At 64.2% G+C, this 11,635-nt stretch carries 8 protein-coding genes; 3 read left to right on the top strand and 5 right to left on the bottom strand.

Annotation, left to right across the window (positions count from 1 at the left end; all coding sequences use genetic code 11):
* Window positions 1–601 precede the first annotated feature (601 nt).
* Window positions 602–2,077, bottom strand: coding sequence for a YdiU family protein (locus JQ600_RS35140; RefSeq protein WP_212392044.1), 1,476 nt, complete (start codon window positions 2,075–2,077; stop codon window positions 602–604).
* Window positions 2,078–2,293: 216 nt separating this feature from the next.
* On the opposite strand from JQ600_RS35140, the gene aspS reads away from it, so the two are divergent.
* On the top strand, window positions 2,294–4,069 hold the full coding sequence (gene aspS / locus JQ600_RS35135) for an aspartate--tRNA ligase (RefSeq protein ID WP_212392043.1): 1,776 nt from the start codon (window positions 2,294–2,296) through the stop codon (window positions 4,067–4,069).
* A 7-nt stretch (window positions 4,070–4,076) separates the two neighbouring features.
* Here aspS and JQ600_RS35130 read toward each other — a convergent pair whose 3' ends face one another.
* Complete coding sequence (locus tag JQ600_RS35130; protein WP_212392042.1) at window positions 4,077–6,056, bottom strand: hypothetical protein; 1,980 nt, start codon at window positions 6,054–6,056, stop codon at window positions 4,077–4,079.
* A 262-nt stretch (window positions 6,057–6,318) separates the two neighbouring features.
* Between JQ600_RS35130 and JQ600_RS35125 the strand changes: the two genes are divergently transcribed.
* Together JQ600_RS35125 and JQ600_RS35120 are read left to right on the top strand one after the other, a co-directional pair.
* A complete protein-coding gene (locus tag JQ600_RS35125) occupies window positions 6,319–8,628 on the top strand; it encodes an NADP-dependent malic enzyme (RefSeq protein WP_212392041.1) in 2,310 nt (769 codons plus the stop codon).
* A gap of 126 nt (window positions 8,629–8,754) precedes the next feature.
* Window positions 8,755–9,204: a DoxX family protein gene (locus JQ600_RS35120; protein WP_212262303.1), complete on the top strand. Its 450-nt coding sequence runs from the start codon at window positions 8,755–8,757 to the stop codon at window positions 9,202–9,204.
* A gap of 21 nt (window positions 9,205–9,225) precedes the next feature.
* Here the strand turns inward: JQ600_RS35120 and JQ600_RS35115 are convergent, their stop codons facing one another.
* The 3 genes from JQ600_RS35115 to JQ600_RS35105 all read right to left on the bottom strand — a co-directional run bounded on the left by JQ600_RS35115 (window position 9,226) and on the right by JQ600_RS35105 (window position 11,569).
* Window positions 9,226–9,780, bottom strand: a complete 555-nt coding sequence (locus tag JQ600_RS35115) for a dihydrofolate reductase (RefSeq protein ID WP_212392040.1) — start codon at window positions 9,778–9,780, stop codon at window positions 9,226–9,228.
* A 25-nt stretch (window positions 9,781–9,805) separates the two neighbouring features.
* The gene (locus JQ600_RS35110; RefSeq protein WP_212392039.1) at window positions 9,806–10,777 is read right to left on the bottom strand and encodes a polysaccharide deacetylase family protein; all 972 of its coding nucleotides are present in this window, start codon (window positions 10,775–10,777) and stop codon (window positions 9,806–9,808) included.
* Between the two features lie 198 nt (window positions 10,778–10,975).
* Window positions 10,976–11,569, bottom strand: coding sequence for a glutathione peroxidase (locus tag JQ600_RS35105; protein WP_212262296.1), 594 nt, complete (start codon window positions 11,567–11,569; stop codon window positions 10,976–10,978).
* Window positions 11,570–11,635 lie beyond the last annotated feature (66 nt).

Below are 11,635 nucleotides of genomic sequence, written 5' to 3'. Positions count from 1 at the left end.
TTTGCCCATCCCGTCCTACTCAGAAGGGCGTCGGCCGTCGTCACGGACGTTGGGCGGGTTGCGGTGGACGCTGGTTTGCGCTGAGACGACGGCGCGGACTAAGCGTACGGCAAAACCGTGTGGTCCTGGCGCCCGTTGCAGGCGTCAAGCTGTTGGAGAAGCGCAAGCGGGAACGGCAGCGACGGAGTCAACCAAGAACTCGTCTCCGGGGAGATCACGGCATAAGCCGTAAAGCCATTGCGCAGGGAAGGCCGGGTGTTCTCCGCTGCCCTGTATGCTCGTGTGCAGCTTTCTTTGCACTATTCGCACACGAGACCGCGGGTGCAGCGCGCACCCGGTCTTCCCTGCGCCCTCTCACTGGAGGGCAAGGAATTTCTGGCAAAGCTCGGGCGCAATGCGCCGCGAGATCGCGAAGCTATGTCCACGTCGTCCCGGCGAAGGCCGGGACCCATAACCCCGGCGAGAAGTTTTGCGAATGGTCTCTGCTACCGAGGCTTCATCGAGAGATCACGCGGTATGGGTCCCGGCCTTCGCCGGGACGACGAGAGACTAATTGCTGCCTCGCTCGAATGACGTCGAAGCGGTTATGGAATCAACACCCTTACGTCCCGCAGAACGTCTGCAGCACGCGCTGCTCCGGCTGTGGCGGATCGGCATAGCCGGCAAACTCCGGCTGGTCCTCGAACGGCTTTGCCAGCACGCCCAGCAATTCCTCGAACGGTGCGTAATCGTTGTTATTCATCGCGGCCTGGATCACGGCTTCGACGCGATGGTTGCGCGGGATGAAGGCCGGGTTGACCTTGCGCATCGCGGCATGTCGTTCCGCCGCCGATTGCGGTTCGTCGGCAATACGCTGCCGCCAGCGCGCCGCCCACTCATCGAACGCCGCGGGATCGAGGAACTGGGCCCTGACGCTGTCGTCGTTCGCATCAAGCGCGGCGTCGGCGAGGCGGCGGAAGGTGAGGGTGAAGTCGGCCTGGTTCTTGGCCATCGCATCGAGCAGGTCCTGCACCAGCGCCTCGTCACCGTCACGCTGATCGAACAGGCCGATCTTGGCGCGCAGTCCGGCCTGATAGGCGCTGGTGAATTGTTCGGCGAATTCGCCGAGGATGAATTGCGCCTGTTCGATCGCCTTGTCCTTGTCGTCGGACAACAGCGGCAGCAGGCATTCGGCGAGCCGTGTCAAATTCCACAGCGCGATCTGCGGCTGGTTGGCGTAGGCGTAGCGGCCCATCTCGTCGATCGAGGAGAACACCTGCGCGGGGTCGTAATGGTCCATGAACGCGCACGGGCCGTAGTCGATGGTCTCGCCCGAGATCGAGGAATTGTCGGTGTTCATGACGCCATGGATGAAGCCGACCAGAAGCCAGCGCGCCACCAGTTCGGCCTGCCGCGCCACCACGCCTTCCAGCAGCGCGTGATAGGGGCGCTCAGCCTTGGCGGCCTCCGGATAGTGGCGCGCAATCGCGTGGTCGGCGAGCTGGCGCACGCCGTCGGTGTCGCCGCGCGCGGCGAAGAACTGGAAGGTGCCGACCCGGATATGGCTCGCGGCGACGCGGGTCAGCACCGCGCCGGGCAACATGGTCTCGCGCTGCACGCGCTCGCCGGTGATGACGGCCGCGAGCGAGCGCGTCGTCGGAATGCCGAGCGCGAACATCGCTTCGCTGACGATGTACTCCCGCAGCACCGGGCCAAGCGCGGCGCGGCCGTCGCCGCGGCGGGAAAACGGCGTCGGGCCGCTCCCCTTGAGCTGGATGTCGCGGCGGACGCCGTCGGCGTCGATGACTTCGCCGAGCAGGATGGCCCTTCCGTCGCCGAGCTGCGGGACGAAATGCCCGAACTGGTGGCCGGCATAGGCCATCGCGATCGGATCGGCGCCGTCGGGGACGCGTTTGCCAGCCAGGATCTCGGCGCCCTCAGGGCCGGAAAGCACCTCCGGATCGAGGCCGAGATGGACGGCCAGCGCCCGGTTCAGCTTGATCAGCCGGGGGGCCGCCACAGGGGTGGGGGCCACGCGGGCGAAAAAGTTCGCCGGCAGCGCCGCATAGGTGTTCTGGAACGGGAAATGGACGGTCATGACCACAAAGATAGGCGCGCCCGGGGGATAGGCAAAGGGCTCACGCCCGATAGGTTCGAAATGCCGCTTTTTGGGCCAAAACAGGGGCCGCCACTGGTTGCCGCGCCTGACCTCGTCGGGTAAACCCTGCCGCAGCTCGGGCAGGCCTTGTTCCCCGATTCTTGTCTTGATTCTTGGCCCTCGATTCGACCTCCAATATCAGTTTTTGGGATTTCCATGCATCGCTACCGGTCACATACATGCGGCGCGCTCCGCGACAGCCACATCGGCGAAACCGTTCGCCTCTCGGGCTGGTGCCACGTCATCCGCGACCATGGCGGCGTGCTGTTCATCGACCTGCGCGACCATTACGGCATCACCCAGTGCGTGGCCGACAAGGACTCGCCGGCGTTTGCTGAAGTCGAAAAGTTCCGCTCGGAGTGGGTGGTGCGGATCGACGGCAAGGTGCGCCATCGTCCCGAAGGCACTGTCAATGCCGAATTGCCGACCGGCAAGATCGAGATCTATGTCAGCGCGGTCGAAGTGCTGGGGCCTGCCGGCGAGCTGCCGCTGCCGGTGGCTGGCGAGCAGGAATATCCTGAAGACATAAGGCTTAAGTACCGTTTCCTCGACCTGCGTCGCGAGAAGCTGCATCAGAACATCATGACCCGCGGCGCGATCGTCGATTCCATGCGCAAGCGGATGAAGGAGCAGGGCTTCTTCGAGTTCCAGACCCCGATCCTGACGGCGTCCTCGCCGGAAGGGGCGCGGGACTTCCTGGTGCCGTCGCGGATTCATCCGGGAAAATTCTACGCGCTGCCGCAGGCGCCGCAGCAGTACAAGCAGCTCCTGATGATGTCGGGCTTCGACCGCTACTTCCAGATCGCGCCATGCTTCCGCGACGAGGATCCACGCGCCGACCGCCTGCCGGGCGAGTTCTACCAGCTCGACGTCGAGATGAGCTTTGTCGAGCAGGAAGACGTGTTCGCGTCGATGGAGCCGGTGATTACCGGCGTGTTCGAGGAGTTTGCAAAAGGCAAGCCGGTGACAAAAGGCTGGCGGCGGATTCCGTTCGCCGAAGCCCTGAAGAAATACGGCAGCGACAAGCCGGATCTGCGCAATTCGATCGAGATGCAGGATGTCTCCGAGCACTTCCGCGGCTCCGGCTTCAAGGTGTTCGCGCGGATGCTGGAAGACCCGAAGAACCAGGTCTGGGCGATCCCCGGACCCGGCGGTGGGTCACGCGCGTTCTGCGACCGGATGAACTCCTGGGCGCAAGGCGAGGGCCAGCCCGGCCTCGGCTACATCATGTGGCGCGAGGGCGGCGAGGGCGCGGGGCCGCTGGCGAACAACATCGGCCCGGAACGCACCGCCGCGGTCCGCAGCCAGCTCGGGCTGAAGGAGGGCGATGCAGCCTTCTTCGTCGCCGGTGATCCGGAAAAATTCTGGAAGTTCTCAGGTCTCGCGCGCACGAAAGTCGGCGAGGAGTTGAACCTGATCGACAAGGACCGGTTCGAGCTCGCCTGGATCGTCGACTTCCCGATGTACGAGTATGACGAGACTGAGAAAAAGGTCGACTTCTCGCACAACCCGTTCTCGATGCCGCAAGGCGGCCTCGATGCGCTCAACGGGCAGGACCCGCTGACCATCAAGGCGTTCCAGTACGACATCGTCTGCAACGGCTACGAGATCGCCTCCGGCGGCATCCGCAACCACAAGCCCGAGGCGATGGTGAAGGCGTTCGAGATCGCGGGCTATGGCGAGAAGGACGTCGTCGAGCGGTTCGGCGGCATGTACCGCGCGTTCCAGTACGGCGCCCCTCCGCATGGAGGCATGGCGGCCGGCGTCGATCGCATCGTGATGCTGCTCTGCGGCACCACGAACCTGCGCGAAATCTCGCTGTTCCCGATGAACCAGCAGGCCGTCGACCTGCTGATGGGCGCGCCGTCTGACGTCGCGATCAAGCAGCTGCGCGAACTGCACATCCGGCTCAACCTGCCGGACAAGGGCTAGCGCAGGGTTAGAGTCCCGTCGAAGCCTCGATCCGGAATTGCGCCAGCGCCAGCAACGGGTCGGCGTTCATGTGCTGGTTGAGCTGCCGGAGCGGCAGCTTGCCGCGCGGCGTGAGTTTGACATTCAACGTTTGCCGCGGCGTCTCGACAAAGCGAGCGACGGCGTCCAGCGCCGCGAGCACGTCGGGATAGCCCGCGGCCGGTTCGCGGGCCGACCGGATCATGTCGACGATAGCGCTCCGCGCCGCCTCGCGGCTCACGTCCTGAAGGCGGGCATATTGGGCAACCGCGATGTCGACCGCGCCGGTGTCGCGCAGCACGAACTCGAGCGGGCCGGCCTCGATCTGCTCGGCCATTACCGCCGCCTGCACCGGGTTGAGCGTGAACACCCCGCGAGGCACGTTGGTGAGCGACAGCCGCGCATTTGCCTTGAGGAGCCCGCCCAGTTCGAGCGACACCGGCTCAAGTGCGAACGTCTTCGTCGCCTCCGTCCAAACAGCGCCGACGTCATTATCGATGACTGCCTTGTCGAGGCCAGCCGCGATCAGCGCCTTCAGCATTGGATCGGAGGCGTCGAGAGGCGTCGTCATCCTGGTGGTCATGCGGACCTTGGTCGGGATCGGGCCGACAAACTGCCCCCAGTCCAGGCTGAACTGTTCGATGCTGACCTGCTTGCCGGTGTTCTTGAAGGGGGCCACCAGTCCCCTGAGTTCAGCGCCCCCGATCAGCGGAATCATGTCGAGCGCCTTGTCGGGCGGCGGCGGCGAACCGGCGAACTGCGCCGACAACCGCAGCAGATTGGCGACGTCGAGGGATTTGAGGGCAAAGCGACCAAGCTTGACCGGCCCTTCGGGAGCGCGGCCATCGACGCCTTCGATCGCGAATTCGTTGACCTTGCCATTGTCCAGATCGAGCCGCATCGCCGACAGCTTGATGGGGCCCTGCGGGGTCTCCACCGAGAACCCGCGCATCTCGGCATTGCCGATCCGCATGCCCTCGTACAGCTTGGCCACCTTCTCGATCAGCGCGCGCGCCTGCGCCGGCGTTGGCGGCGCGGCGCCGGGCGCAGGTATCATCGCCAGCAGATCCGGCACTTGCATGCGCGAGGGCCGCAAGCCCAGATCATCGATCGTGATGCCATCGATCCGCATGTTGAGGCCTTGCGCGGAGGTGACGACATAGGGCCCTGTCGTGATCTGGCGGTAGGCGCGGTAATATTGGTCGTCGCTGGCCTTCTGCGGATCGAACATCGCGGCCACCGCGCGGCTGTCGATGTCGTAGCCCGCGATATTGGCGAGGTTGCCGGTGAGCTTGTCGGGCTTGCCCCCCGCGCCTTGGGCGTTGACGGTGAACACCGCACCATCGATCTTGGCGCTGGCGACCTTGCCGTCCTTGATGTCCTGCATCGCAAGGCCCGTATACGCGACCTCGCCACCGCCCGGCGTGGCAAGGCCGGAGTTGATGGTTCCGGTCAGGCTGGGGGCCGTGATCGACGCCGCCGTGACGCCTGCGAACTGCTCGAGTACGGACCGGTAGACGTCGGCAAAAGACGACGAAGCCGGCAGCCGCTGGAGGCTGGCGGGGCCGGAATAGTCCTTCACAATGATCCGCGGCACCTTGTAGGCGAGGCTCAGAGCCGCCTGCGGGGCCATGGCCGCGCCGACCTCGACATCGGTGATGTCGATGTTCTCGGCGGAGAAGCGCGCCGCGTCCGGCTGGCTGACGCCAGAGGCCGTGAGGCTGCCGATCTTGACGCTGGTCGGGTGTTGCGCCGCCGATTGAGCCGCGATCTCGGCGATCGTGACCGTACGGCTCAGCAGGTCGAACGAGACCTTGCCGCGGCTCGCCTTGCCTCCCGCCGCGCGAATCTGTTCAAGCGCGGCGTCGACCTCGCTGGCTATCCGATGCTGGGTATAGAACTGAAAGCCGAAGAAACCTCCCACCGCGATCACGATTGCGGCAACCAGGCCGCTCAGAACCTTTACCATTCGGGCAGCTCCGGTTGCCGGTTGGGCGGAGGGCAATTTGCCGTTGTCGGTCGAATGACCGGGGATGGGGAGGGGTCATGGTACCGGGTTCGATCGTTTGCGTCGATCCGCCAGCCCCTGCGCCCTGTTGATGGGGGCGCCATCAGCTGTTGCATCCAAGCGGTTGCGCGTGCTTCACATCCGGCTCAATCTGCCGGCAATCTGACCTCGTCCGGACGTGGCGAAGAAACAAAAGATCGGGACCGGAAACGCGGGAGTATGCATGTCGTCTTATTCTGAAGATCTCCATTCCGCGGCACTGGCGTACCATCGGCTGCCGCGGCCCGGTAAGCTGGAAATCCAGGCCACCAAGCCGCTCGCCAACCAGCGCGACCTGGCACTGGCCTATTCGCCGGGCGTTGCGGCCGCCTGTACCGAAATCGCCAACAATCCGGCTGAAGCGGCGACCCTGACTGCCCGCGCCAACCTGGTCGCCGTGGTCTCCAACGGGACGGCCGTGCTCGGCCTCGGCAATATCGGCCCGCTGGCGTCGAAGCCGGTCATGGAAGGCAAGGCGGTCCTGTTCAAGAAATTCGCCGGGATCGACGTCTTCGACATCGAGATCGCCGCCGACACGATCGAGCGCGTGGTCGAGACGGTGGCGGCGCTGGAGCCGACCTTCGGCGGCATCAACCTGGAAGACATCAAGGGGCCGGAGTGCTTTGAGATCGAGGCGCAGCTCAAGGCGCGCATGAAGATCCCGGTGTTTCACGACGACCAGCATGGCACCGCCATCATCGTCGCTGCGGCGATCACCAACGCGCTGCTGCTGAACGGCAAGAAGCTCGCCGACGTCAAGATCGTTTGCTCAGGCGCCGGTGCAGCCGCGATCGCCTGCCTCAATCTTCTGGTGTCGCTCGGCGCGCAACACAAGAACATCTGGGTCTGCGATATCGACGGCGTCGTGCACGAGGGCCGCAACACGCTGATGGACCGCTGGAAGGCGGTTTATGCGCAGAAGACCAGCGCGCGCGTGCTAGCCGACGTGATCGGCGGCGCCGATATTTTCCTCGGCCTATCCGCGCCCAACGTGCTGAAGCCGGAAATGGTCAAGGCGATGGCGGATCAGCCGCTGGTCATGGCGCTGGCCAATCCGAATCCGGAAATCATGCCGGACGAAGCACGCAAAGCCCGCCCCGACGCGATGATCTGCACCGGGCGAAGCGACTTTCCGAACCAGGTCAACAACGTCCTGTGCTTCCCGTTCATCTTCCGCGGCGCGCTCGACGTCGGCGCCACCGGCATCAACGAGGAAATGAAGCACGCCGCGGTGGACGCGATCGCACAGCTCGCCCGCGATCCGCCGTCGGACGCGGTGGCGCAGGGCTTTGACAGCAGCGAAACCCAGGGCTTTGGACCGGGCTCGCTGATCCCGAGCCCGTTCGATCCGCGCCTGATCCTGCGCATCGCGCCGGCGGTCGCCAAGGCCGCAATGGATTCCGGCGTGGCGACACGGCCAATCAAGAATTTCGACGAGTACACCATGCTGTTGGAGCGCTTTGCGTTCCGCTCCGGCCTCGTCATGAAGCCGGTATTCGCCAAGGCGAAGTCCCAGCCGGTGCGGGTGATCTACGCCGAGGGCGAGGATGAGCGCGTGCTTCGCGCCACCCAGGTCGTGCTCGAAGAGAAACTGGCGCGGCCGATCCTGGTCGGGCGGCCTTCGGTGGTCGAAGCCCGGATCAAGCGGTTCGGGCTTTCGATCAAGGCCGGGCAGGACTTCGACCTCGTCAATCCTGAGGACGATCCGCGCTACCGCTCCTACGTCCAGACCTATATCGATGTCGCCGGAAGGCGCGGCGTCACGCCTGAGGCCGCGCGCACCGTGGTTCGCACCAACGCCACCGTCATCGCAGCACTGGCGGTGGTTCGCGGCGAGGCCGACGCCATGATCTGCGGCGTCGAGGGCCGCTATATGAGCCATCTGCGCCATGTCCGGGAAATCGTCGGCTTCCTGCCGGGCGTCAGCGATTTTGCGGCATTGTCGATGATGATCACCAGCAAGGGCTCCTATTTCATAGCCGACACGCAGGTGAGGCCCAATCCGAGCGCCGAGGAATTGGCCGAGGTGGCGTCGCTGGCGGCGATCCACGTGCAGCGCTTCAACATGAAGCCCCGCGTTGCCTTCGTGTCACATTCGGACTTTGGCAGCTATGATACCGAGTCGTCGCGCAAGATGCGTCTCGCCACCGCATTGCTGCAGGCAAAGCACCCTGAGATCGAGGCAGATGGTGAAATGCAGGGCGATACCGCGCTATCGGCGGCTGCGCGCAAGCTCGTGCTGCCGCATTCGAAGCTGGAAGGCGATGCCAACATCCTGATCATGCCGAATCTCGATACCGCCAACGTCGCCTACCAGATGATCAAGACGCTGGCGGATGCGCTGCCGGTAGGGCCGATCCTTATCGGCCCGGCGCGCCCGGCGCATATCCTTACCCCGGGGGTGACCGCGCGCGGCATTCTCAACATGACGGCGGTTGCCGCCGTCGAGGCCCAGGAGCGTGCCGGCCGTGCGCAACCGAGCCTGTTCGGCTAGTTGATCTCCACAGGTTCTAACGCGGATGGTTTCGATTTGATCGTTTGAAAAGCAGAGGCGAAACGCTCATACTCGCCTCGCGCGACCGCTTGTGACATTGCATTTGCCATCCAGTGAGGCCGACCCATGCCAGCGTTCTTTACTTTCGGGCGAGTTTTGTTTGCCGTGCTCTTCATCTACACCGGAGCAACCAAGCTCTTCGGCATCCAGCAGACGGCGGATTTTATCGCGTCCAAGGTGACCATTCCCACGCTGCTCGCGCCCTATACCTCGCAGCTCGAAACCATCACGGGCATGCCGACGCCGCAATTGCTGGCGCTTTCGATTGGCGGGTTCGAGATCATCGCCGGGCTGATGATCGCGGTTAATTTCGGCGCACGGTTCTTTGCGATCCTTTTGATCTTCTTCGTGCTGACCGCCACCTTCTATTTCCACGATTTCTGGAATCAAGCCTCGCCCGAGAACGCCAAGACGCTGATCGATGCGTTGAAGAATCTGTCGATCGTCGGTGCCCTGTTCATGATCGCGGGCTACGGCCGCGGGCCGCGATCGTCGGAACCTGCTTACGACGTCTAGACTAGAGCGGCGGACGTGTATTCAGGTCCGCCGCCACGGCGTGACGGTGACGTCAGCCGCCGGGTCGAGTATTTGCGGTTGTCCGGCGCGTAATCCGTGCGACGCCAACACCTGCTGCGGCGAGCGCGCGGGCACCCCGGGGAAGCAGGGCTCGCCGTCCGGCAGCCGCACGTGCGGGGCCTGTGACAGCCAGAACACGTCGTAGAGGTCCATGAACATGCCGAACACGTAGGGGCCGCCGATCACGGCGACCGTGCCGGCGCGTATTCCGGTCTGCTCGCAGACGGCCTCAAAGGAGGCGCCAGCCGGATTCCACAGCGTGGCGTTGGCATTGGATGGATCGGGCGCAATCGTGCGAACCTTTCGCGTCAGGATCAGCCGCTTGCGCCGCGGCGAGTTCGGCTGGTCTTCGAAGGAATTGCGGCCGTGCAGGATCAGGTCGGCGCGGTCGAGGGCGGCCGAGAAGAACTGCTTGTCGCCCTCGAATTTCAAATCGTCAGGCATGACATTGCTGGCGTTCGCCAGCATGCCGTCCGCCGAGACGATAACGTAGCCTTCGATGCGCAGCGCCGGCATGGACTTGTCGCCGAGTCGAAGCCGATTATTCCGAGATCGTCTGCACGACGCTGGAAACCGGGCGGGAGCTTACGGTCGGCAGTTTGGCCTCTTTCAGTAGACTCTCGTCAAATTGCGGGAGGGTCTGTATTGGCGCCTTGGCGCGCATCGCCACCACCTTGTAGCCGCCAGCCTTCAGCTTCTTCAGGAGCTCGGGCAGGGCTTCCGCGGTGTGTTTCTGGAAGTCGTGCATCAGGATGATGCCCTTGCCGAGCTTGTCGACCTTGCGCATCACCGTCTCGATGATTTTCTCCGGCTTGCTTGCCTTGAAATCGAAGGAGTCGAGATCGCAGGAGAAAATCGCGATGTTGCGCGTGCCGAGATAGGTGACGATTTCCGGCGGGTGCTGCAGCGCCGGAAAGCGGAAGAACGGCGCCGGCGAGGTGCCGCCCAATGCCCACTTGACGGCGCTAAAACCTTTCTCAATCTCTTCCTTGCGCTGATCCTCGCTTAGCTTCTTGTTGACCAGGGCGGCGTGCGACCAGGTGTGCGAACCGACCGCGTGGCCGGCCGCGTAGACCTGCTTGAGAATTTCCGGATAATAGGTGGCGTGCTTGCCGATCGGGAAGAAGATGCCGGTGGTGCATTCCTCGGCGAGCGTCTTCAGCACCGAGGGCGTATTCACCGGCCACGGGCCGTCGTCGAACGTCAAGACGACTTCCTTGTCGCGCAGGAAATCCAGATCCTTGAAATGCTCGAAGCCGAAGCCGGGGCCGCCTGTTGTGTCGATCTCGACGGTGCGGCCGACGCCGAGTGCGTTCGGGTTGGTGCAAGGAGGCCGGGCCGGAGCGGCCGCGGCCTTCGGGGCAGGCGCTGGCTGGGGTGCTGCGGCAGCGGGTGCTGGAGCGGCCGCCGGGGGCGCAGCGGCGCCCTTGGCTGGCGGCGTTTGCGACCAGGCCGCGCTCGAGGTCAACAACGAAACCGCGCCTGCAAAGATCAACCCTGCCGCAATACGCATCTTGTTTTCCTTAAATGATCCCGCGTCCGATGCCGGCTTTGCCGTCGTCCGGCCGCTTCCCGCCCCAACGCACAATAGCCTAGTTGCAGCGGCCTCGCCAAGGCAACGGCGGTCACACAGGGCCGCCGATTTGTCGCCGAACCGGTTAATTCAGGGGATTATTCCCGCTGTTTCCACGCATTGCCCGCAAGCGACCCGTTAGCCGCTTCGTTCGGAAACACCTTGTGCGAGCGACCGCGCAATCGCGGTCTTCACCCGCGTATCCGAGGGGTCGACGGATTCCGGGAAGACTTCGGCGATATAGCCGTCGCGGCCGATTAGATATTTGTGAAAGTTCCAGCGCGGAACATCCTTTGGCCGTGCTTCTGCTGCCCATTTGTAGAACGGATGCGCATTCGGCCCTTTGACGATGGCCTTGGCCGATATCGGGAAGGTCACGCCGTAATGGTGCTGTGCGGTCGCTGCGATTTCGGTCGCGCCGCCGGGTTCCTGGCCGCCGAAATCGTTGGAGGGAACGCCGACGATCATCAGGCCGCGGTCGCTGAACTGCGTCCACAATTCCTGCAGCCCCTTATATTGCGGCGTGAAGCCACAAAGCGAGGCGGTGTTGACGATCAGGAGCGGACGGCCGGCATATTCCGAAAGCCTGATATCGCCGCCGGCCAATCCGCCAAACGAAAACGCGTAGGCAGTGATCCGGCTCATGCCGGCCTGCGCGTTGGCGATCCGGGCCGAGCCGATGCCCGCAATGGCGGCCAGCGTTGCCGTCATCATGGTTCTGCGGTCGATCATGGACGGCCTCGCGCGAAATTCATCGGCGCAAAGCATAGCAGAGCCGGTGAACCGGCGCCGCTCAAC

Source organism: Bradyrhizobium sp. AUGA SZCCT0176 (genome assembly GCF_018130145.1).
GTDB lineage: Bacteria > Pseudomonadota > Alphaproteobacteria > Rhizobiales > Xanthobacteraceae > Bradyrhizobium.
The sequence above is the reverse complement of the archived record's forward strand: the minus strand, read 5'-3'. Positions and strand labels throughout refer to the sequence as shown.